Origin of the sequence: Sulfitobacter sp. DSM 110093 (assembly GCF_022788715.1) — a bacterium.
GTDB lineage: Bacteria > Pseudomonadota > Alphaproteobacteria > Rhodobacterales > Rhodobacteraceae > Sulfitobacter.
On the sequence record NZ_CP085169.1, the window covers coordinates 205,277 to 225,086 of the forward strand.

Annotated in this window: 25 protein-coding genes and 3 pseudogenes; 12 read left to right on the forward strand and 16 right to left on the reverse strand. The window is 57.1% G+C overall.

The window, feature by feature from the left end; translation table 11 throughout:
- The first annotated feature begins 221 nt into the window (after positions 1 to 221).
- Both DSM110093_RS19120 and mazF read left to right on the forward strand, forming a co-directional pair.
- Positions 222 to 464, forward strand: coding sequence for an AbrB/MazE/SpoVT family DNA-binding domain-containing protein (locus DSM110093_RS19120; protein WP_243267799.1), 243 nt, complete (start codon positions 222 to 224; stop codon positions 462 to 464).
- 1 nt (position 465) lies between these two features.
- Positions 466 to 777, forward strand: a complete 312-nt coding sequence (gene mazF / locus DSM110093_RS19125; protein WP_243267800.1) for an endoribonuclease MazF — start codon at positions 466 to 468, stop codon at positions 775 to 777.
- 43 nt (positions 778 to 820) lie between these two features.
- On the opposite strand, the gene DSM110093_RS19130 is transcribed toward mazF, so the two are convergent.
- From DSM110093_RS19130 to DSM110093_RS19150, 5 genes are all read right to left on the reverse strand, one after another.
- Positions 821 to 1,168, reverse strand: coding sequence for a type II toxin-antitoxin system HicB family antitoxin (locus DSM110093_RS19130; RefSeq protein ID WP_243267801.1), 348 nt, complete (start codon positions 1,166 to 1,168; stop codon positions 821 to 823).
- Positions 1,165 to 1,419 (reverse strand): type II toxin-antitoxin system HicA family toxin, encoded by a 255-nt coding sequence (locus DSM110093_RS19135; protein WP_243267802.1) that lies wholly within the window; start codon positions 1,417 to 1,419, stop codon positions 1,165 to 1,167. Before DSM110093_RS19135 ends, DSM110093_RS19130 begins: the two co-directional genes overlap by 4 nt.
- Before the next feature lie 150 nt (positions 1,420 to 1,569).
- On the reverse strand, positions 1,570 to 2,349 hold the full coding sequence (locus DSM110093_RS19140; protein ID WP_243267803.1) for an IS30 family transposase: 780 nt from the start codon (positions 2,347 to 2,349) through the stop codon (positions 1,570 to 1,572).
- Between the two features lie 132 nt (positions 2,350 to 2,481).
- Positions 2,482 to 2,781, reverse strand: coding sequence for a CcdB family protein (locus tag DSM110093_RS19145; RefSeq protein WP_243268008.1), 300 nt, complete (start codon positions 2,779 to 2,781; stop codon positions 2,482 to 2,484).
- Positions 2,781 to 3,011 (reverse strand): type II toxin-antitoxin system CcdA family antitoxin, encoded by a 231-nt coding sequence (locus DSM110093_RS19150; RefSeq protein ID WP_243268009.1) that lies wholly within the window; start codon positions 3,009 to 3,011, stop codon positions 2,781 to 2,783. Before DSM110093_RS19150 ends, DSM110093_RS19145 begins: the two co-directional genes overlap by 1 nt.
- 210 nt (positions 3,012 to 3,221) lie before the next feature.
- On the opposite strand from DSM110093_RS19150, the pseudogene DSM110093_RS19155 reads away from it, so the two are divergent.
- A pseudogene (locus DSM110093_RS19155) lies at positions 3,222 to 3,403 on the forward strand (IS6 family transposase); the annotation flags it as partial.
- Between the two features lie 98 nt (positions 3,404 to 3,501).
- On the opposite strand, the gene DSM110093_RS19160 reads toward DSM110093_RS19155, so the two are convergent.
- From DSM110093_RS19160 to DSM110093_RS19175, 4 genes are all read right to left on the reverse strand, one after another.
- On the reverse strand, positions 3,502 to 4,218 hold the full coding sequence (locus tag DSM110093_RS19160) for a hypothetical protein (RefSeq protein ID WP_243268010.1): 717 nt from the start codon (positions 4,216 to 4,218) through the stop codon (positions 3,502 to 3,504).
- A 79-nt stretch (positions 4,219 to 4,297) separates the two neighbouring features.
- A complete protein-coding gene (locus DSM110093_RS19165) occupies positions 4,298 to 5,866 on the reverse strand; it encodes an acyl-CoA synthetase (protein WP_243268011.1) in 1,569 nt (522 codons plus the stop codon).
- A complete protein-coding gene (locus DSM110093_RS19170; protein ID WP_243268012.1) occupies positions 5,863 to 7,032 on the reverse strand; it encodes an acetyl-CoA acetyltransferase in 1,170 nt (389 codons plus the stop codon). Before DSM110093_RS19170 ends, DSM110093_RS19165 begins: the two co-directional genes overlap by 4 nt.
- Positions 7,029 to 7,850 (reverse strand): IclR family transcriptional regulator, encoded by an 822-nt coding sequence (locus DSM110093_RS19175; protein ID WP_243268013.1) that lies wholly within the window; start codon positions 7,848 to 7,850, stop codon positions 7,029 to 7,031. The genes DSM110093_RS19170 and DSM110093_RS19175 overlap by 4 nt, the downstream gene beginning before the upstream one ends.
- Positions 7,851 to 7,991: 141 nt before the next feature.
- Between DSM110093_RS19175 and DSM110093_RS19180 the strand changes: the two genes are divergently transcribed.
- The 6 genes from DSM110093_RS19180 (at position 7,992) to DSM110093_RS19205 (ending at position 12,651) form a co-directional block, all read left to right on the forward strand.
- Positions 7,992 to 8,990 (forward strand): DctP family TRAP transporter solute-binding subunit, encoded by a 999-nt coding sequence (locus DSM110093_RS19180; protein WP_243268111.1) that lies wholly within the window; start codon positions 7,992 to 7,994, stop codon positions 8,988 to 8,990.
- A gap of 54 nt (positions 8,991 to 9,044) precedes the next feature.
- A complete protein-coding gene (locus DSM110093_RS19185; protein WP_243268014.1) occupies positions 9,045 to 9,536 on the forward strand; it encodes a TRAP transporter small permease in 492 nt (163 codons plus the stop codon).
- Complete coding sequence (locus DSM110093_RS19190) at positions 9,529 to 10,845, forward strand: TRAP transporter large permease (RefSeq protein ID WP_243268015.1); 1,317 nt, start codon at positions 9,529 to 9,531, stop codon at positions 10,843 to 10,845. Before DSM110093_RS19185 ends, DSM110093_RS19190 begins: the two co-directional genes overlap by 8 nt.
- Positions 10,842 to 11,594, forward strand: coding sequence for an SDR family oxidoreductase (locus DSM110093_RS19195; protein WP_243268016.1), 753 nt, complete (start codon positions 10,842 to 10,844; stop codon positions 11,592 to 11,594). Before DSM110093_RS19190 ends, DSM110093_RS19195 begins: the two co-directional genes overlap by 4 nt.
- 545 nt (positions 11,595 to 12,139) lie before the next feature.
- Positions 12,140 to 12,412: a transposase gene (locus DSM110093_RS19200; protein ID WP_243268017.1), complete on the forward strand. Its 273-nt coding sequence runs from the start codon at positions 12,140 to 12,142 to the stop codon at positions 12,410 to 12,412.
- Entirely contained in the window at positions 12,412 to 12,651 is a 240-nt protein-coding gene (locus DSM110093_RS19205) for a hypothetical protein (RefSeq protein WP_347568655.1), read from the forward strand. Before DSM110093_RS19200 ends, DSM110093_RS19205 begins: the two co-directional genes overlap by 1 nt.
- Here DSM110093_RS19205 and DSM110093_RS19210 read toward each other — a convergent pair.
- Positions 12,540 to 13,804 (reverse strand): annotated as a pseudogene (locus DSM110093_RS19210) (IS256 family transposase). The gene DSM110093_RS19205 and the pseudogene DSM110093_RS19210 sit on opposite strands and share 112 nt — an antisense overlap.
- Here DSM110093_RS19210 and DSM110093_RS20900 point away from each other — a divergent pair.
- The 3 genes and pseudogenes from DSM110093_RS20900 to DSM110093_RS19220 form a co-directional block, all read left to right on the forward strand.
- Positions 13,797 to 14,111: pseudogene (locus tag DSM110093_RS20900) on the forward strand (transposase); the annotation flags it as partial. The pseudogenes DSM110093_RS19210 and DSM110093_RS20900 overlap by 8 nt on opposite strands.
- Before the next feature lie 116 nt (positions 14,112 to 14,227).
- The gene (locus DSM110093_RS20905) at positions 14,228 to 14,593 is read left to right on the forward strand and encodes a transposase (protein WP_279290867.1); all 366 of its coding nucleotides are present in this window, start codon (positions 14,228 to 14,230) and stop codon (positions 14,591 to 14,593) included.
- A gap of 213 nt (positions 14,594 to 14,806) precedes the next feature.
- Positions 14,807 to 15,564 (forward strand): IS5 family transposase gene (locus tag DSM110093_RS19220; protein WP_243268018.1). Its coding sequence is split into 2 segments (ribosomal slippage): positions 14,807 to 15,143 and positions 15,143 to 15,564, totalling 759 coding nucleotides; the frame shifts between segments, so codons are not numbered across the junction.
- A gap of 148 nt (positions 15,565 to 15,712) precedes the next feature.
- Here the strand turns inward: DSM110093_RS19220 and DSM110093_RS19225 are convergent.
- From DSM110093_RS19225 to rfbC, 6 genes are all read right to left on the reverse strand, one after another.
- A complete protein-coding gene (locus DSM110093_RS19225; RefSeq protein WP_243268019.1) occupies positions 15,713 to 16,006 on the reverse strand; it encodes a CcdB family protein in 294 nt (97 codons plus the stop codon).
- Between the two features lie 66 nt (positions 16,007 to 16,072).
- Positions 16,073 to 16,240: a type II toxin-antitoxin system CcdA family antitoxin gene (locus tag DSM110093_RS19230; RefSeq protein ID WP_243268020.1), complete on the reverse strand. Its 168-nt coding sequence runs from the start codon at positions 16,238 to 16,240 to the stop codon at positions 16,073 to 16,075.
- Positions 16,241 to 16,392: 152 nt separating this feature from the next.
- Positions 16,393 to 17,265 carry a glucose-1-phosphate thymidylyltransferase RfbA gene (rfbA, locus tag DSM110093_RS19235; RefSeq protein WP_243268021.1) on the reverse strand — a complete coding sequence of 291 codons (873 nt, stop codon included), beginning with the start codon at positions 17,263 to 17,265 and terminating at the stop codon, positions 16,393 to 16,395.
- Entirely contained in the window at positions 17,262 to 18,104 is an 843-nt protein-coding gene (gene rfbD / locus DSM110093_RS19240) for a dTDP-4-dehydrorhamnose reductase (RefSeq protein WP_243268022.1), read from the reverse strand. The genes rfbA and rfbD overlap by 4 nt, the downstream gene beginning before the upstream one ends.
- A complete protein-coding gene (gene rfbB / locus DSM110093_RS19245; protein WP_243268023.1) occupies positions 18,101 to 19,138 on the reverse strand; it encodes a dTDP-glucose 4,6-dehydratase in 1,038 nt (345 codons plus the stop codon). Before rfbB ends, rfbD begins: the two co-directional genes overlap by 4 nt.
- Complete coding sequence (gene rfbC / locus DSM110093_RS19250) at positions 19,135 to 19,704, reverse strand: dTDP-4-dehydrorhamnose 3,5-epimerase (protein WP_243268024.1); 570 nt, start codon at positions 19,702 to 19,704, stop codon at positions 19,135 to 19,137. Before rfbC ends, rfbB begins: the two co-directional genes overlap by 4 nt.
- Positions 19,705 to 19,810: the final 106 nt, after the last annotated feature.

Here is a 19,810-nt window from a genome sequence, read left to right on the forward strand (position 1 = left end):
CATACTCGTCTCAGACTGCGCATTGGATTTCAAACAAACCTCTCCTGTGTCACGCTACGCATATCGCAAACAGCAGCAGTTCATCTTTACGAGCGGGGTGGTGGATTTCGAAGGTTCCTTTCGCGCTTCATGTAAAAGTAGATTCCGGATGTATTAACGATGTTGATACACACGCACACCATGTCTATATCTTGGGTTCAAAATGGGAATGAGGATGAGAGATGCGCGTGATAGTGAAAAAATGGGGCAATAGTGCCTCCGTTCGGATACCTGCAGCCATTATGCAGGCAGCGAAGCTATCGCTCGATACTCCTGTTGATGTACGCGAAGAAAATGGACGTATTATCATTGAGCCAGATCGATCGCCGGAGTTTCTATTGGACGATTTGTTAAATGGAATTACCAGCGATAATGCTCATGCATCAATCAAGACTGGTGGGCCATTGGGGCAAGAAACCTTCTGATATGACCTACATCCCAGAGGCAGGCGACATCGTCTGGCTGCAATTCAACCCACAAGCAGGACACCGTCCAGCGCTCGTCTTGAGCCCAGCAAAGTACAATAAGATCGGCTTGATGCTCTGCTGCCCGATGACGACCAAAGTAAAGGGATACCCCTTCGAAGTGGTTATCAAAGGGTCGCCGATTAGCGCAGCGCTTGCTGATCAAGTGGAAAGCCTGGATTGGAAAGTCAGAAGAGCAAAGCGGAAGGGTCAGGTAACCATATCGGAACTAGCAGAAGTGCGCGCCAAGTCCGTTGCGCTCATCAAGGGCTGAAGCCTTGGCATCGGCATTCATAAGTTAGGCTTGGGCCGATATTCTATACTGGGTGTCCGCCGCACGCAGCACGGTTCAGCACATCTTCCGCCCACTGGTTGAGGCTCTTGCCCGACAGCTCTGCGGCCAGTGCCGCCTTGCGGTGCACCTCTGGATCGACGCGGAACATTACGCGGCCAGAGTATGGCTTCTGTGGTTCCTTGCCCACCTTGGCGCAGGTCTCGACGTAATCATCAACCGCCTCATGGAACGCCTCTTTCAGTTCTTCCACACTGTCAGCATGAAAACCTACGCCGTCACGGATGCCCGCAATCTGGCCCGTCATGATGCCGTCCTCATCATCGTACTCGATGCGGGCAGAGTAGCCTTTGTAAGTCATGGTGTTGGTCATGGCGTAATTCCTATTCTCTCCAAAAACGCACGGGCAGCGCGAACCTGATACCGCTTGGCTTTCTTGGCCGGGTGAGGGCGGTAGAACGTCTCGACCTCGCCAACCTTCTCGAACCGAACGCGCGAGCCATTGCCCTCGATCACCCGTGCTCCCGCGGCAACCAGTAGCCTTTCAATCGCCGACCACTCAATCGTCCCCGATACAGGGTCCGTGAAAACTACGGCAAGCGTTTTGCGATGTTTGTTGTTCATGAGGTTACATAGAATATGCTTGCAATATTTGCAAGCGCATCATCTCGTCAACTGGGACCTTCGCGTGTCTCCAGCGTTCTATCTTGCGTCGTTCTGTGATACTGAGTTGGTCATAAACGGCTCCCATACCGATTCCTCCAGTTAGATAAACTACTGTTTTCTAACAAGAGTCGCACTTGAGGGTAGCGCGCGCCCGGTTCCACGATCAAAAGTGATGGACCGTCGGGCTACGAGGGGGAGATCTTTAATGGCACTCGTGATCTTGCCCATGACCGGCTTGGTGCGCTTGTTGGGGTTCTTCAGGATCACGGTGAAGCGGCTGACGCGCTCAACCAGTGAGGTGACGTTGGTCTGGCCAAGCTTTTGTTTGAACAGCATCAAATCAGCTTCCCAGTGACCAAACTGACGGCGATGAGCGACATCATCCGGGCGGAACAGGATACTGACATCGCGGTGGAACTTGGGTTCTCTACGCCTTCTGGTGCGGCGTGGTCTACGGGCGACACGGTGGGTCGGTAGATACCACCACAGGTCTTCGCGCTGACCTTCTGTGGAATAGATGTAACGATAGATGGTTTCTTGGCAGACCCTAAGCGGAGCACCCTCGTGGATCATGCGGTTACTGATCTGCTCGGGTGTCCAACCGTTCTTGATACGCTCGATCACGCGCTTGCGAAGCTCAGGATGTTTAATCAGCTTGCGCTCTCGAGCACGACGTTCCGCTTGCATGAGGTGGGCAGCAGCACCGTAATAGCCATCGCATCCCGGCATGCTCTCGTCCGAGAAATGGTTGCGCTTTAGCTCGCGAAATATCGTTGATCTGCAGCGCTTCAGAACGCGCGCCATCTCGTTAACTGGGACCTTCGCGTGTCTCCAGCGTTCTATCTTGCGTCGTTCTGTGATACTCAGTTGATCGTAAACGGCTCCCATACCGATTCCTCCCGTTAGATAAACTACTGTTTTCTAACAAGAGTCGCACTTGAAGGTAGCGCGCGCCACTACAAAAATTTTAAACTCATAATATGAATTATGGTATAAAAATAAACGGATTTGCTTTGTCGCCTAGAAGCCTTGGAAAAGCATGTCGATTGCAGATGTAACTTTCTCAAACTCTTCATCGAGTTTTCCAATTGAGACCCTGAGAATACCCGCTGGGACCGCCGCCATGAACTGCGTTACCATAACGACTTGTTGATCTTCGAAATCAAAAACCGGATTGAGCCTTGTTGCAGACTTCGGTGCGCTTGATGTTGGCAGCAAAGGCACGACCATCCTGGTGTTCAGATCACTCAGAAGATCCGTTTGGACATCCAAAAGATAACCATCACCAGACGGGTTAGGAAATACGTCATACTTGGGCATCAGAATTGACGGTACTTATCGAGTGGCAGCCCATGCCTCTCGACGTATGCGTTGGAACTTCGGATTGCCGCGGCATTCTCCGCTTTCCATTGCTGTGCCTTGGCCACAGAAACCGCCACTCGCACCCCATCCTCTGCAGCGCGAGACAAGTTTATCTTCAGCGCTTTAGCTTGAGTAAGCAAATCTGCGTCCAACGACAAGTTTGTTGGTTTTCTTGTATGCGAATTCATGGGTCGACCTCCTAAAGACAGAGTACGCTTTGACGCAATGCGCGTCAATTATGCGCATATTTAATGTTGCAACCAAAAGTGAATCTTATGTAAAATAAATGGCGTTGTTACGTTACTTGGTCTGAGGTTGCTGGTCCATTGATTTGCCCCTACGCAGCGTTGATGCGGACACAGAAGATCAGCGACAAACACCACAGGTTCACGCCTTAAATCAACGCTATGTTGTCTGGCTCTACGTCCGGTTTAACTGGAGCCTGCGGGAAGTTTAGGAGCTGATGCTGGAACGTAGCGTGGACGTTTCGTATCAGGCGATCCGGCGCCAGACCGTCAAGTTCAGCCCCCTGATCGCCCAGGCTCTACGGCGACAGCCGCGCCCCGGCGATATCCGGCATCGAAAGCATAATGAGTTGAGCCTCGACGACTACAACGTTCGCTCCCCTCATTCGCTGGTTAGCTAATAAAGCCCTTAACCCCGAAGCTGACCAGCCAACTACGACAATAGAAGGGCTTCGAAAGTTACGCAAATCAGGCTTGAGCTCTGAAGTTCGCCTACGACGGAAGGGCCGTTAAAACCCACTGCGATCACCGCTCGCCCTGCCTCGCCGGTCAATAGAACCTCTGTTGCTCGATCATTCAAGGATGGCTGTCCGATCAACTTTGCACCGATTAAACTACCCAGGCCTTTAACCGCCTTTACTCTAAGTCCGCTGGTTGAGGCACATATCGCGAGGCTCTCTTCCAGTATCTCGTTGGGCCGAATAGTGGCGAGCACCGCGTTCGGGCAATCAACGGTCCCTTTTTGTGTCGGGCGAAACAATGTGAACCCGGTTTCAACATCTGGCCCAGTTTCCATCACTGCGCCTTCAAGCACCCAAACGTCCACCTCGCAATCAACGGACAAGACTGTGGCCTCTCCCAGAAGATGTCCTGCGTGCCGAGCGCCGTCTGCCGCAACCCAAAGACCGTGTACATGGGCAAAAGCCGCACCATCGCGCCGTCCGAGATGCGCACCAGCGTGCAGGATAGTGGCGTCATTCAGAACTTTCTCGGCACTGTACCAAGCGACATGGCAGTCATCCGTTGCGGGCGCCGGACGCACAAAAGTAAGCGTGCTGACTGGTAAATCAGTTAAGTCGAACCACGCCCCCGCCCCGTCGACCGCATCAGTCATCGCCTGCAGGAGCGTTAATCCCGCTTCCAGTTTCACCCGCCGGTATGTTGCTATACATGGGACCGCCCTGATGCGCTCTGCCGCGACCGGGCCGGGGTGTTTTAGCCTCTGTGTCTCAGACACTGGAAATTTCTCCTCGCGCCAAGAGCTCGGCGCGGATTAGCTTCTTGGTGATTTTGCCATAGCCCGATTGTGGCATTTTATCCCAGAACACCAACGACTTTGGCATTTTGTAACGCGGCACTTTCTCCTCCAACCACGCCAGCAAATCAGCTGCTTTGGGTGCGTTATCACGGGCCACACACACGGCGATACCGACCTCGCCCCAAGTGGAATCTGGCACGCCCAGCACCGCGCATTCGCTGATCGCCGGGTGTTGCAGGATCTTCTCTTCGATCTCGCGCGGGTAGATATTGGAGCCGCCCGAAATATACATATCGGACGCCCGATCGGTGAGGTAAAGGAACCCTTCAGCATCCATATGCCCAAGGTCGCCCGTCAGGAACCATCCGTCGCGGAACGCTTTGGCATTGGCCTCGGGGTTGTTGTGGTAGCCGGCAAAGACAGCCGGACCGATCACGGCGACCTCTCCGGTCTCGCCGGGCGCGACCTCTTTACCCTCGGCGTCCTGAACCTGAACCTGCATCCCCGTCCGGGCAAAGCCGCAGGTGCCGATCCGCATCACGGCATCATCTGCGGAGTGCTGCGCCGGGGGCAACACGGTGATGTTGCCCGTCACCTCGCCCAGGCCGAAATACTGGACCAGAACAGGGCCTAAAACCTCAATTGCGCGGATCTGGTCGGCGCGGTACATCGGCGCCCCGGCATAGATGATGTAGCGCAGGCTAGAATAGTCATGTTCATGAACCGAAGGATGTTCAACCAGCATTTTCACGATCGTTGGCACGGTAAAGGCATTCGTCACGCGCCATTTGGCAATCAAGCGCCAAACCTCCGCAGGGGCGAACTTTGCCCCACCGGGCAGAATGGTTTTCACCCCATGTGCCACCTGCGTCAGCTGATGGATGCCCGCGCCATGGGACAGGGGTGCGACGACGATGGACGCATCATCAGGCCCGGTGCCCGGCATCAGGTCGCAAAGATGGTTGGTAATGACAAAGGCCAACTGGCCATGCGTTAACACGGCCGCCTTTGGCTTGCCGGTCGTGCCGGAGGTAAAGAAGAACCACGCGGGATCGTCACGATCCACTTCAGCCACGGCGACCGGCACGCCTGCGAACTCCGCCACGAGCGTGTCGTAATCATCCTCTCCGGCCCCGCCGATCGCGACGGTGAAGGCAACATCCACGCAAGCCGCGATATGGGCGTCGAACTCAGCCCCCGCCAACAGTCCTTTGGCCCCCGAAGACATGGCAAGCCATGCGACCTCTTCTGGCGTTTGGCGGAAATTGGCGGGCACCCAAACGCAGCCGAGCTTCCAGCAGGCAAAGGCGGCCTCAAACATCTGGTTGCAGTTCGCGGATTGCACCAACAAACGATCACCCTTGCGCATGCCATAGCGGTCGCGCAGGGCGGCGGCGAAGGCGGTGGCACGGGCCTCCAACGCGGACCAGCCCCAGGTTTCCTCGCCCCAGACCAGACCGATTTCCTCAGGCTGGCGTCGCGCAGACTCTGTCAAAAACTGCGAGAGGTTCATGACGCGGGTGGTGACAGGCTGCATCATGCCACTCGCTCAAGGATCGAGGCGTAGGAAGCCACCGCCGCCCCACCCATGTTAAAGACCCCGGCGAGTTCGGCGTCGGGGATCTGCATGCCGCCCGCCTCGCCCATCAATTGCATCGCCGCCATGACATGCATCGACACGCCGGTCGCCCCGATGGGGTGACCCTTGGACTTAAGCCCACCCGAAGGATTTACCGGCAACCGCCCGTCCTTGGCCGTCCATCCTTCGCGGATGGCGCGGCTGCCCTGCCCCGGTTCGGTAAGACCCATCGCTTCATACTCCAACAGCTCCGCCACGGTGAAACAGTCGTGAGTTTCCACAAGGCTTAGGTCATCGAGCGTCAGACCGCTCGTCGCGAATGCCAGCTCCCACGCCCGCCGCGCGCCATCAAAGCGGGTGATGTCACGCCGCGACAGCGCCAGCGGTTCATTCGTATGGCTGCGGGCGCGGAAACGGATGGCGCGCTGTAGCTGGGCCGCCACCTCAGGCGCGGCCACAACCATCGCGGCCGCGCCGTCAGAGACCAGCGAACAATCCGTGCGCCGCAGAGGGCCAGCCACAAGAGGGTTTTTCTCGGACACAGTATTGCAAAAGGCGACATCGAAATCCCGCTGCATATGCGCAAGAGGGTTTTGCATTCCATTATGGTGGTTCTTTGCGGCGATCATTGCCAGTGCTTCGGATTGGTCACCATAGCGCTGGAAATAGCTGCCCGCGATCTGCCCAAAGAGCCCGGCAAAGCCGCCGCCAACGCCCGCTTCCTCCGCGCGATAGGAGGCGCCAAGTAAGATATCGCCCACCTCCACGCCCGGTGTGGCGGTCATCTTCTCGGCCCCCACCACCAAGGCGATCTTGCCCCGGCCGCTGGCAATAAAATCCATCGCCCCGTGCAATGCGGCAGAACCGGTCGCGCAGGCATTCTCGTATCGGGTGGCGGGCACGCGGGCCAAGGCCTCATTCCCCATGCCGACCAGCGCCCCCTGAAAATCCTGACCCGAGAAGCCGTTGTTGAAGACGCCGACAAATATGCCGTCCACGTCATCGGCCTCCACGCCCGCATGGGCCAAGGCCGGACCTGTGACCTCAGCCATCAGCGCTTCGGTATCGGGTGCTTCGCTTTTGCCAAAGGCACTATGGGCCCAGCCCACGATATAAGGGTCCGTCATCGTTCATCCTCCTTCAGTACCGGCTGCGGCATCCTGCGCGCTAACCGGTTTTCAATTTCCCGCGCTTCGCGCTTTAATAATTCCGCCAACTCACAATCGCGCGGCGGCAACATTCGGCTTTCTATAGCGGCGATCGACATGGCGCCCGCGACAGAGCCGTCGGGGCGGCAAAGGGCCACGCCGATGCCCCAACTGCCGGGCACGATCCGCCCGGGGTTCAATGCAAACCCCCGCGAGCGCGTCCGCGCTACATCGCTGCGCAAAAGTGCGGCGTCATATGCTGAGTAGTCTGTGGCCATTCGCTCTGCGTTGTCAGCCAGCACCATTTCGACCTCTGCATCTGGCAAGGCGCTCAACATCGCCAGCGACCCGGCGCCGACCCCCAAAGGATGCTGCGCGCCAGTCTCAAGCGCGTGCGTCCGGATCGGAAAAGCCCCATCTTCGCGATGCAGACAAACCGCGGCTGCGCCGCGCCGCACGTTAACGAAGGCCGTGTCCCCGCTCACTTGCGCAAGCCGCACAGCCGCATCCGCCGCGATCTCCAACAGCCCATGGCGCGGGGTTGCCAGAGTGCCGAGGACATAGCTTTCTTCTCCCAGAAAATAGAGCCGCGAGGCGCCATCCTGTTCCACCAGCCCGCGCCGGATCAGCGCAAGCATCAACCGCCGTACCGTCGGTTTGCCTAGACCCGAGGCCTCGATCAAATCCGACAGCGCCACCCCCCGCCCCGCTGCGCGCCCGGTGATCTGCAGAAGTGCTAATGCACGGTCCACCGCTTGGCTGCCGCTGGCGGGGGAGGCCTGATCTCCGCCGTTCATAGTATGGACCTCTCACATCGGGATTCCGGGATATGAAAACAAAGAACTGCGCATTCTTTTCCTGATTGCAAGAAATATCTTGCCCGAGCCGGCGAACTCTGTTCCACATTATGGCTCAATGAGGGAGGAACTATTATGAAAATGATTTCAAAGGCGGGTTTGGCCGCAATTTTTGCAACCGCCGTCTTCTCCGGCGCGGTCAGCGCGGACACCCTGCGTCTGTCGCATAACACGGGCGACACCACGACTTGGCACAAGGGGGCAGAGAAATTCGGTGAGCTTCTGTCTGAGAAAACCGATGGCGCCTATGACGTGCGCGTCTTTCCCAATGCGCAGCTCTCCGGCGGCGACCAAATGAAGCAGGCCGAGATGGTCGGCCGCGGCGCGCTCGATCTGGTGGTCACCTCTGCGATCAACGTCACACCGCTGGTGCCTGAAATGGCCGTCTTCTCGCTGCCCTACCTCTATGGTGGTTATGCGCAGGTTGATGCGACGACCCAAGGTGAGCCCGCCAAAATGCTCGAAGATATCCTGCGCGAGAAGGGCATCGAAGTCCTTGCCTGGGGCGAAAATGGCTTCCGCGAAGTCACCAACAACGTGCGCCCGATCAAATCCCCAGAGGACATGAAGGGCCTGAACATGCGCGTTGCGGGCCCAATGTATATCGACGTGATGAACACGCTTGGCGCCAACCCCCAGCAGATGCAGTGGGGCGAGACCATGACAGCGCTGCAACAGGGTGTTGTCGACGGTCAGGAAAACCCCATCGGCGCGGTGATCATCCCCCAGCAGGTTTTTGAGGTGCAAAAACACCTGACGACATGGCACTATTCCTACGATCCAATCTTCCTCGGCGTCTCCAGCAAGGTTTGGGAGGGTTTGGACGAAGAAAAGCAGGAACAGATGCGCGCCGCTGCAACCGAGGCGATGGAATACCAGCGCGAGATCACCCGTAAAGGCACCGCCGATGGGGTCGCCTTCCTGCAAGAAAAAGGCATGGAGGTTTACGAGCCTTCCGAAGAAGAACTTGCCGCCTTCCGCGAGGCCACCAAACCCGCGTTTGACTCTTGGGCCGAAAAAGTCGGCACCGAGATCGTCAGCAGCTTCCAAGATGCCATCGCTTCCGCTCCGGCGAACTAAAGCTTTGGCGCGGCCTCACCGTGGGGCCGCGCCGATCCGGGGGGATAGACAGCCATGCGTTTCGTGCTGCGTGAATTCGAGAAAATTATCTGTGCTGTGCTGTTTCTAGGCATGACGCTGATCGGCTTTGTTAATGTCGTGGTGCGCTATGCCACGCATTATTCCTTCGCAGCCTCAGAAGAGCTGCTGACCAACGGTTTTTTGTTGCTGACCGTCTTTGGCGCCGCGATCGCCGCTCGGCGGGGGCAGCATTTGGCGGTCACGATCGTTCAGGATTTCCTGCCGCGCCCTGCGGCAAGAGCCGTATTCATGCTGTCAGTGGTCCTTTCGGTCTTGCTGTTGGCGGCTTCGGCTTGGTTTTCTTGGTCTACACTGATGAACCAGATGAACAGCGGCATCCGCAGCTATGCTCTTGGCGTGCCTGCATGGTGGTATCAGATCGGCCTGCCCTTTGGCTTTGCCCTCATTATTGTCCGCTACCTGCAACATGCAGTAGAGACGTGGCATCCGCCACGGCAAAATTCACAGGCGACCCCAAGTGTCTGATATACTGAACATGGGTGCCGGCACCCAGATGATTGTGGCCTTCTTTTCGCTGATAGCGCTGCGCGTACCCATAGCATTCGCGCTCGGTTTATCGGCCATGTATGCGATGTGGCAAATTGGGTTTGGCTTTGAACTCGCGGGCGACCTGATCGCCACTGGCATTGCCAAATATGCTTTGCTGGCCATCCCTTTCTTTATTCTCGCCGGGACTCTAATGGGAACGTTGGGCATTGCCGAGCGCATGATCCGCTTTTTCCGCATCCTGATCGGTAGCCTGCCTGGCGGTATGGGCGTCGTCGGCACCGTCGTTTGTCTCTTCTGGGGGGCGGTTTCAGGTTCTGGTCCGGCGTCTGTCGCAGCCATTGGCCCCATGATCATCAAGGGAATGGAGGAGGACGGTTACCCCCGGGCCGCAGCCGCCGCTCTTGTTTGTACAGGTGCCGCGTTTTCGATTGTCATCCCCCCGTCCATCGGTCTCGTAATCTATGGCGTCATTGCTGAAACCTCGATCTCAGCGCTCTTTACTGCGGCGATTATACCCGGCCTGTTTATGGGGGTGCTGATGCTGGTCGTCCTGCCCTTCATCAAGTCGACCAACCGCGAGGGGCTGGACAAACTTTCCCCCGCCCCTTCCAGCAACGGATATTGGCGCGATCTTAGGCAGAGCTTTCGCGAGTCCTTCTGGGGCTTGATGACGCCAGTCGTCATCCTCGGCGGAATCTATTCCGGCATCTTCACTCCGACTGAAGCCGCCCTTGTTGCTACGGTCTATGCCATCGCTGTTGGCGCTTTTGCATATCGCACACTTACAATCCGCGCCCTCTATGAGGCCCTGACCGAAGCCGCATCTTCCTCAGCCGTGGTCATGCTTGTGGTCGCCTATGCAAGCCTATTTGGCTGGGTAGTCACCGTCGAAGACTTGGTCGGGCAGTATTCGGACCAATTGCTCGGCTTATCGGACAATGCCGGGGTAATCTTGATGGTCATCATGCTGATCCTGTTGATTGCAGGCATGTTTATGGACCCTGTTACCGTCATGTTCATCTCACTGCCGATCTTCCTGCCCGTGGTGCGTGAGTTGGGCTGGGACCCAGTGTGGTTCGGCGTGTTGGTCATGGTAAACCTCGCCATTGGTCTAATCACGCCGCCTGTGGGGATTAATCTTTACGTGGCGGCAAACATCACCAGACAACCCTTGGAGCGTATAGCCCGCGCCGCGTTGCCCTTTCTCGCCATCAGCGTCATTGGTCTTGCTATTGTCGCGGCGGTCCCTGCCCTCTCCCTATTCCTGCCCGAGGTTTTGAAATGAATGATACCATCGCCCTGATTACAGGTGCCGCCCGTGGCATTGGCCTTGCAACCGCGGCGCTCTTTCACTCAGAAGGCCGCCGCGTCGTCATGCTTGACCGCGATACAGATGAGCTTACAGAGGCCGCGGCCACCCTACCTGGAGCACTCGCCATCACCTGCGATGTGTCGATCCCCCAACAAGTCGCGCAGGCCATAGCTGAGATAAAACAGACATATGGACGCCTCGACATTTTGGTAAACAACGCAGGTATCGCCGACTTTGGCCCGCTCGGGGAGACTGATTTCGCCCGCTGGCGGCGCGTTATGGACACGAACCTCGACGGTGTGTTCCTCATGTCTCAGGCCTGCTTAGCGCTTCTGTCAGAACGAGGCGGTGCCATCGTAAACATCGGCTCAATCTCTGGGCTGCGCGCTTCGACATTTCGCATTGCTTACGGCACATCCAAGGCTGCCGTGATCCATTTGACCAAACAGCAGGCCGCGGAACTTGGCGAGGTTGGCATTCGCGTCAACTGTGTTTGCCCTGGACCGGTGGATACGAAATTGGCGCTCGCTGTTCACTCCCCTGAAATACGTGCAGCTTACCACGATGCAATGCCATTGAACCGCTATGGAACGGAGAGTGAAATCGCAGAAGTTATCTGCTTTTTGGCCAGTGATCGCGCGAGCTTCGTCACCGGTCAAGTTGTCGCTTCTGATGGTGGGTTCGACGCGACCGGCGTTGGTCTACCAGCACTTCGAGGCTAATCGACATCAAACCAACACGGCGATCAGTCCAACATTTCTCAGATACACAGGAGACTCTGGATCGAACGAGGCTTTGTTGATAGCGTCGTCTAATCGTGATCGGTTTTGCAAGCCTTTTCTGCAAAGGTTCACTTCTCCGTAACTTCAATAGTTCCAGTGTCGCGGCAGTGTTTTGGGCTTGCCAATCTATGCTGACGCGCGTTGAGGATTCGTATGCCCGGTGCAGGGTCGTCTCGGCGCGCTTAATACTGCAAGCACTGATGATAGATTACTATACGGCTTTCACTTCAATGATCCGGTTGAATGCTTGGCCGGCCTTGAGCATCGCATGCATTGTGACCGCGAGTTTGCGTGCGACAGCGACAGCGGCGCGTTTGAAGGGTGGTGTAACTTCAGGTCTGGAAATTCATTTGATGCTGGCGCCATGAGCTTCTGCCGGGGCGCGCCCCGGCAGAAGCTGCCCATTCTGGTATTCCATGGAAGTGCAAACTCATCATGGAGACGGACAAATTGACGAGCAGCAGGATACAACGGTTGAGGCCCTCATGGAACATCTGATCGAGCACGGCCCCAACGACATGGCGACAGTGTTCGCGCGAGCGTTCGAGTTAGCGATGCAGATAGAGCGTGAGCGCTTCCTCGGAGCTGGCCGCTATGAGCGCACGCCCGGGCGGCAGGGGTGTGCCAATGGCTACAAGCCAAAGCGCATCGACACGCAGGCACGGTCTCGGTGCGGGTGCCGAAGACTGCCGATCATGGTGGTCAGCCGTTCTACCCGTAATCGCTGGAGCGCGGGCGGCGCTCGGTGCGAGCCGTGATGCTTGCGGTGGCTGAGATGTATGTGAAGGGCGTTTCCATACGTGAAGCTGAAGCGGTGATGCGCGAGCTCGGGATAGAGAGCCTGTCCTCGGGAGTGTGCGTAATTTTGTGCCCTGACGCCTTCAGTTACGCCATGGGAAAGCGTTCTTCGAACATGATGGCGAGTTGGCTTTTAACGCGGTGCCATTCACGTACAGATCGCTTCCACTCGACGGAAGTAGCATTGAGCGCCAAGTAGATCAACTTTGCCGCCGCCTCATCGCTCGGGAAGTGGCCGCGGGTTCGCACCGCACGCCGGATTTTCGAGTTCAGGGCTTCTATGGCATTCGTCGTGTAAATCAGTCGGCGCACTTCGGGCGGGTAGTCGAGAAACGGGATCACCTCGTTCCAGGCTCGGCGCCAGCTCGGTGCAATGGCCGGATAGCGCTTGGCCATATCACTCTCCTCGAACTCGGCCAGCGCAGCCTCTGCGGCTTCGACGTCCAAGGCGGTGTAGACCGCCTTCAGGGCTGTCGCCACGGCCTTGCGGTCCTTGTAGCTGGCAAAGCTCATAGAGTGGCGCAGCAAATGAACGATGCACGTCTGAACCTGGGTGTCCGGGAAAGCCGCCTCAATGGCCTGGGGGAAGCCTTTGAGGCCGTCGACCACGGCAATCAGAATGTCCTGAACGCCCCTGTGGCGCAGATCATTCAGAACCTTTGCCCAGAATTTGGCACCCTCATTGGCCTGGAACCACAGCCCCAGAACGTCCCGGGTGCCGTCTGGAAGGATCCCCAAGGCTACGAAGACTGCCTTGTTCGAGACCGCGCCATCACTGCGGATTTTGACCCGGATCGCGTCTATTACCCGGCAGGCGCATCCGCAGGATGCTGCCGAGAGGGCATGAACACCACTGGATAGCAGGGTTCAAGCGGGCGGTTCTGCCAGGCGGTAACCTCGTCCATCACGGCCTCAGTGATCGCCGATATCAAACTGGGTGATGCCTCAAAGCCGTAAATCTCCTCGATGTGCACTTGGATCTCACGGGTCGTCATTCCGCGTGCATACATGCTGACGATCTTGCGGTCGAACTCGGGAAAACGACGCTGATACTTGGCGATCAACAGCGGATCAAAGGTGCCGTTGCGGTCGCGCGGAATGTCCAAGGTGACCTTCCCACTGTCGGTGGTCACAGTCTTCTGACTGCTGCCATTACGGCGATTGGGCAGATGGTTCTGGCCCTCCTCAATCCCTTCAGCGCGCTCCTCTCCCAGATGCTCTTCCATCTCGGCCGTCAGTGCGCGTTCTGCCAATGCTTTGGTCAAATCAGCAAGAATGCCCTCCTTGCCAAATAGGTCGCCAGACGACCGGCCTTCCATCAGCTGGTCCAATAGTTCTTTGTCGATGCTCATACGTGGGTCTCCTTATAGAGCAGTTACCACGCCAGAGCACAAAATTCAGGACAGTCCCTTGGCCTCCAGTCAGGTCAGCCGCGCCGCAAAGCTGCTCGATGACGAGCTCGCAGCATGGCGCAATCGGCCTCTGGGCGAGATTAAATATCTGATCCTCGACGCCCGATACGAAAAGATGCGCCATGGCGGGATCGTGCTCGGCGTCTCTGTGGCCCTGTCGGAAGCCGAGGTGCATTGGCGCGCCTTCCTCGAGAGCCTCCAAGCTCGCGGCTTGCGCGGCGTCCAATACATTGTATCTGACGATCATGCCGGACTGCGGGCCGCGCGCAGGGCGGTCTTCGGCGGGGCCACATGGCAGCGCTGCCATTTTAACTCGCCCAAAACGCCATCCATCACGCGCCGAACCTTGCCGTTCGCAAGCGCATCGGTGCCGAGCTCCACGAGATCTGGAACGCGGCCTCCCTCGCCAAGGCCGAAACCAGCTTGGCCGACTTGGTCACCGAGTATCGCGATACAGCGCCGAAACTTGCTGCATGGCTGGAGAAGAATGTCCCTGAGGGCCTCACCGTCTTCACCTTGCCAAAACACCACCGCCGCCGCATGCTCACCTCCAACCCGATGGAGCGCAGCGTGCAGCAGGAGTTGAAACGTCGCACCGTTAAGGTCCGGGTATTTCCCAACGAGGTCGCCCTTGAGCGCCTGGTCAGTGCCGTACTGTTGGAGATCGACGACAAATGGGCCGCCAACACCAAGGCCTACATAATAAAGTGGGAATGCCAGGACCCGTGATCATGGTGTCAGAGAATTTCCAGACCACAGTTTGCACAATCGACTCCCTCCCGCGATTACACCATGTGGACGCCCCTCCCGACGGCATCTCAATGTGCCATTGTGGTGAGTGTTAAAGCCACCACAAAGCCGGTGTGCTGCCTAGGGTCTGTGGACATTTAGGATTCCCATCTAACCTAATTTCTGATTCAAGCTTCCAAAATGGAGGTTTGAATGAACACGCAGCGCTTTGTAGTGACGGATCATGTTTGGCAGCGGCTTGAGCCCCATTTGCCGGGAAAGGCCAGCGACGCGGGGGCTACGGCAAAGGACAATCGCTTGTTCCTGGAAGCAGTCTTCTGGCGCGTCCGGACCGGCTCACCATGGCGCGACCTGCCGCCCGCTTTCGGCAGCTGGAACAGCCAGTTCCGGCGCTTCCGTCGCTGGGCCAAGGCGGGTGTATTCGAGAGTCTTTTCAACGCCATGAGCGGTGACCCCGACCTCGAATACGCGCTTATCGACGGCACGATCGTTCAGGTTCACCAGAAGGCAACCGGCGCAAAAGGGGGACTCAGGCTCAGGCCATCGGGCGCTCGCGTGGCGGCCTGACGACCAAAATCGTGGCCCTGGTCGATGCGCTTGGCAACTTGGTCCGCTTTCTGCTGCTGCCCGGTCAGGCGCATGACATGAAAGGCGTCGCGCCGTTGATCCGAGATGTCTCCTTCGGCGCGCTTATGGCGGATAAAGCGTTCGATGCGAATTGGCTTCTGGAAGAACTGGACGCGCGTGGCACAACCGCCGTGATCCCGCCGAAAGCGAACCGCAAGCATCAACGCGACAATGACGCCGACGCCTACAAATGGCGGCACCTTGTCGAAAACTACTTCGCGAAGATCAAGGAATTCAGAGGTATAGCGACACGCTACGACAAAACCGATTGCAGCTACATAGCCAGTTGGAATCTTGCGGCTGCCTTGATTGCTTCAAGATGAATGTCCACAGGCCCTATAGGTCGGGGGTGACCACACATTTTGCGATCACTGGCAAATTACAGAGCATCTTATACCCTCTGGTGAGGGCGCTTTTATCTCATCGAAAGAATCCTAGCGCTACTGCAATGCCACAGCATGATCAGATGCGCTAAACGCCGTCGATCAAAATGTACAAATCCCGCTTCAGTGCGTCCCGACGCGCTCTCAAAGAAGCGATCGGTTCACTAAATTCCGATCCGAAAACCGCGGCAAGCTCTTGAACTCTAACGATCCACGTCACACCCTCGAATACGACAATTGGCGTCAGTCCCGGAAAAGCCGTATATCGGTCAGCCTCGCGCAAAGGGGCAACAACAGGTGAGGCGTCTATACCAATGAGATCCGTTTGCAGGTCAACGACAAGCTGCGCACTCCTAAGGCGGTACAAATCGAACTGAGCCATCCCGCCTGTGTCCTAATACCTTCTGAAACTGGATAGAGGCATCCCCTCTTTGGTTGCCTCCACTGCCTAGGCATCTATCGCAGCTTGGTGCTCTGTACACCACAAGCGATTACGCTCAAGCTTAGCGGCTTCAATGATCGCACCTTCGGCAAGACTGGTCATATTGAGGGCCAGCGACCGCGCTGTTTTTGCAACGTCTGCATCTAACGTCAGATTGACCTTTGCCCGTCCCATAGTGAGCCTCTCGGAGTGGGAGTGCAGATAAGGAGTATATTGCGATCAGGCCGATCCAGCAAGGTTACCTTAAGTTCTTTGACCGATCTAACACATCAAAGCCTTATGAGCTCGCACCGCACCACTTTGCTATACCCCCTTGCTTGGCGAGACTACGTCAACAATCGGAGGAGATAGGCACCATAACTGTTTTTCGCAAAACGCTCCGCGCGGTGGCGCAGTTGCTCGGCGTCAATCCATCCCTTATTGAAAGCGATCTCCTCCGGACTGCCAACCTGCAACCCTTGTCGCTCTGAGAGAGTGCGCACGAAATTTCCCGCATCCAACAGATTGCCATGGGTTCCTGTATCCAGCCAAGCAAAGCCGCGCCCCATCTGCTGCACACAAAGAGCGTCCTCGTCTAGATACATCTCCAAGAGTGAGGTGATCTCCAATTCACCCCGCATTGACGGCGTCACTGCCTTCGCTTTGTTAGATGCAGTACCGTCAAGAAAGTAGAGCCCCGTTACGGCATAATTCGAGGGCGGCACGGCGGGTTTCTCCACAATCCCCTGCACGCGACCTTCGGCATTAAAATCCACGACCCCATAGCGCCCCGGATCTGACACGTGATACCCAAACACTGTGCCCCCCTCTTTCTGGGCACCGGCAGCGGCCAACGCTTCAGGCAACCCGTGCCCGAAGAAAATATTATCACCCAAAACCATTGCCGAAGGCGCGCCGTTCAAAAAGGCTTCTGCCAAAATATAGGCTTGTGCCAAACCATCGGGGCTGGGTTGTTCAATAAATGTAAGGGACAGCCCCCACTGGGCGCCGTCACCCAGGCTGCGTTTGAACTGATCCGCGTCCTGTGGCGTGGTAATGATAGCGATCTCACGAATGCCCGCCAGCATGAGCACCGACAGCGGATAATAGATCATCGGCTTATCGTAGATCGGTAGCAATTGCTTGGATATGCCCATTGTGATGGGATAAAGTCGAGTTCCAGACCCGCCGGCCAGCAGTATGCCCTTACGTGCTTTCATGATAGTTCTTTCACAATATCTTCTAGCGCCGGTCGCCAGTCTGGGTGCGTAATGCCAAAATCCCTCTCCAAAGAGCCGCAATTGAGACGAGAGTTCAGCGGTCTTTTTGCGGGTGTAGGGTAATCTGAGGTTGGAATGCCAATCACGTCGACCGGGCGCCCTGCAATGGCGAAGATCTCGCGTGCGAAACACTCCCAACTGGTCGCAGGCGCCCCTGCGTAATGATAGGTACCACCGCCCTGCCCTGCCGTCATCTCAGCGGCCATCTGCAACAGTGTTTCTGCGATCGCCAGCGCCGGGGTGGGTCCACCGACCTGGTCATCGACCACCTTCAGGCTATCCCGGCTTTCACTGAGCCGCAGCATGGTGGTCACAAAGTTGCTGCCCAGTGCGGAGAACACCCAAGAAGTCCTGAGTATTGCATGGGCCCCGCCAGCCGCGCGCACGGCTGCTTCACCGGTCGCTTTGCTGCGCCCATAAGCGTTGATTGGGGAAATTGGATCGTCTGGGCGCCAGGGGCTTTGTCCGCTTCCATTAAAAACATAGTCTGTCGAGACGTGCAGAAAGGGAACTCCCAGCTCAGCGCAGGCCCGCGCCATGGCGCCAGGAGCCTCGGCGTTGATGACCGTGGCGAACGCCTCATCTGCCTCAGCACGGTCTACGGCTGTATAGGCCGCAGCATTGATAACCGCAGAGGGGCGCGCCGCGCGGATCACTGCGGCGCAGACTGCGGGGTTGGTGAGGTCGGCTGCAGCGCGGTCGAGAAACTGCCCACCATGTGCAAGCTTACGCAGCGCAACGGCGAGCTGCCCGGTGGTACCAAAGACAAGCAAGCTCATGCCCGACCCAGCCTTTCTCCAACGCCATCACGCGCTTGCAGCGCTTGCCACCAGTCGGGATTGTCGAGGTACCAAACGACTGTTCGGCGCAAGCCTTCCTCTAGCGTGACCGAGGGCTGCCAGCCCAGTTCTTTTTGGATACGGCTGGCATCAATGGCATAACGGGCATCGTGACCCGGGCGGTCGGCGACGAAGGAAATTAATTCAGAATAGGCATTCTTAGCAGGACGTAATTCATCCAAGAGCGCGCAGATCTGATGTACCAAATCGATGTTACTCAGCTCGGCATTGCCGCCAATGTTGTAACTGCGTCCCACAACCCCTTTGGTTACAACTGTGAGCAGCGCCTCGGCGTGATCTTCAACATAGAGCCAGTCACGTATATTCTCGCCTGCACCATAAATCGGGATTGGCTTGCCCGCCAATGCGTTAAGGATGACGACCGGGATCAATTTTTCCGGAAAATGATACATCCCGTAATTATTGGAGCAATTGGTCAGCAGCACCGGCAAACCATAGGTCTCGCCCCAAGCCCGGACAAGATGGTCGGATGCAGCTTTGGAGGCTGAATAGGGGCTATTGGGCGCATAGGGCGTTTCTTCGGTAAAGAGGCCTTCAGCCCCGAGGCTTCCGTAAACCTCGTCGGTGGACACATGATGGAAGCGGAAGCTTTTTGGGCGGCCGCGGCCCTCCCAAAAGATCCGTGCCGCCTGAAGGAGCTTATAAGTTCCGGTCACATTCGTATCAATGAAGGCGCCTGGACCATCGATGGACCGATCGACATGGCTCTCGGCCGCCAGGTGGAGCACCGCGTCCGGGGCATGAGAGGAAAATATTCGGGCCAACGCTTTTTCATCTCTGATGTCTGCGTGCTCAAACCGATAACCCGGCAGGTCCGCCACCGCCGTCAGATTATCAAGACAAGCGGCATAGGTCAGCGCATCCAGGTTCACCACCTCATGTCCCTGGGCCAAGGCAAGACGCACCACGGCAGACCCAATAAAACCGGCACCCCCGGTGACAAGCAGCTTCATGCGGGAGTCCCCCAGCTAAAATGCGGCTTAATTTCGGACAGCAGAGGCGCGCTCGCGTCTTTCTCAGATAGGATCGGCGCTTGTCCTTGAAGCCCCCAATCAATGCCAATCGCGGGATCATTCCAGCGAACCGCTGCGTCGCAGTCGGGCGCATAGCTATCGGTGCATTTGTAGACGATTTCGGTCATCGGTTCGCGGGTGATAAACCCGTGTAAAAATCCAGCCGGTATAAACAGTTGACGTCCGTTCTTAAAGCTAAGGTCGACGCCCAGCCATTGACCGAAGCTGGGTGAGTCATGGCGGATATCCACAGCCACATCGAACAGCGCACCACGTCCACAGCGCACGAGTTTTGCCTGCGCATGCGGCGGGGTTTGGAAATGCAGGCCGCGCAGTGTGAATGGCGCCTCAGACAGAGAGTGATTATCTTGGACGAAGTGATAGTTAAGCCCGGCATCCGCCATCGTTTTGGCATTCCAGCTTTCGCTGAAAAAGCCGCGCGCGTCGCCGTGGCGTACAGGGGTGAGGATCAATACCCCTGCCAGGGCGGTTTTTTCGATCTGCATCGTATACCCTCAAAAATTCAAAAAACGGTCTCGCTGCCAGAAGCCAGTCCCGAAGGGGCTTTCACCCAAGGCTTGGTAGGTCCACATTAAGTTTTTCTGGGAAAAC

Coding starts and splice junctions, on each gene's coding strand:
- DSM110093_RS19195 (WP_243268016.1), top strand. CDS start 10,842: ATGAATGATACCATCGCCCTGATTACAGGTGCCGCCCGTGGCATTGGC.
- DSM110093_RS19165 (WP_243268011.1), bottom strand. CDS start 5,866: ATGATGCAGCCTGTCACCACCCGCGTCATGAACCTCTCGCAGTTTTTG.
- DSM110093_RS19205 (WP_347568655.1), top strand. CDS start 12,412: ATGCTTGCGGTGGCTGAGATGTATGTGAAGGGCGTTTCCATACGTGAA.
- rfbD (WP_243268022.1), bottom strand. CDS start 18,104: ATGAGCTTGCTTGTCTTTGGTACCACCGGGCAGCTCGCCGTTGCGCTG.
- DSM110093_RS19130 (WP_243267801.1), bottom strand. CDS start 1,168: ATGACCAACACCATGACTTACAAAGGCTACTCTGCCCGCATCGAGTAC.
- rfbC (WP_243268024.1), bottom strand. CDS start 19,704: ATGCAGATCGAAAAAACCGCCCTGGCAGGGGTATTGATCCTCACCCCT.
- DSM110093_RS19170 (WP_243268012.1), bottom strand. CDS start 7,032: ATGACGGACCCTTATATCGTGGGCTGGGCCCATAGTGCCTTTGGCAAA.
- DSM110093_RS19135 (WP_243267802.1), bottom strand. CDS start 1,419: ATGAACAACAAACATCGCAAAACGCTTGCCGTAGTTTTCACGGACCCT.
- mazF (WP_243267800.1), top strand. CDS start 466: ATGACCTACATCCCAGAGGCAGGCGACATCGTCTGGCTGCAATTCAAC.
- DSM110093_RS19145 (WP_243268008.1), bottom strand. CDS start 2,781: ATGCCCAAGTATGACGTATTTCCTAACCCGTCTGGTGATGGTTATCTT.
- DSM110093_RS19185 (WP_243268014.1), top strand. CDS start 9,045: ATGCGTTTCGTGCTGCGTGAATTCGAGAAAATTATCTGTGCTGTGCTG.
- DSM110093_RS19120 (WP_243267799.1), top strand. CDS start 222: ATGCGCGTGATAGTGAAAAAATGGGGCAATAGTGCCTCCGTTCGGATA.
- DSM110093_RS19140 (WP_243267803.1), bottom strand. CDS start 2,349: ATGGGAGCCGTTTACGATCAACTGAGTATCACAGAACGACGCAAGATA.
- rfbB (WP_243268023.1), bottom strand. CDS start 19,138: ATGAAGCTGCTTGTCACCGGGGGTGCCGGTTTTATTGGGTCTGCCGTG.
- rfbA (WP_243268021.1), bottom strand. CDS start 17,265: ATGAAAGCACGTAAGGGCATACTGCTGGCCGGCGGGTCTGGAACTCGA.
- DSM110093_RS19150 (WP_243268009.1), bottom strand. CDS start 3,011: ATGAATTCGCATACAAGAAAACCAACAAACTTGTCGTTGGACGCAGAT.
- DSM110093_RS19180 (WP_243268111.1), top strand. CDS start 7,992: ATGATTTCAAAGGCGGGTTTGGCCGCAATTTTTGCAACCGCCGTCTTC.
- DSM110093_RS19225 (WP_243268019.1), bottom strand. CDS start 16,006: ATGGCTCAGTTCGATTTGTACCGCCTTAGGAGTGCGCAGCTTGTCGTT.
- DSM110093_RS19175 (WP_243268013.1), bottom strand. CDS start 7,850: ATGAACGGCGGAGATCAGGCCTCCCCCGCCAGCGGCAGCCAAGCGGTG.
- DSM110093_RS19230 (WP_243268020.1), bottom strand. CDS start 16,240: ATGGGACGGGCAAAGGTCAATCTGACGTTAGATGCAGACGTTGCAAAA.
- DSM110093_RS19200 (WP_243268017.1), top strand. CDS start 12,140: ATGGAACATCTGATCGAGCACGGCCCCAACGACATGGCGACAGTGTTC.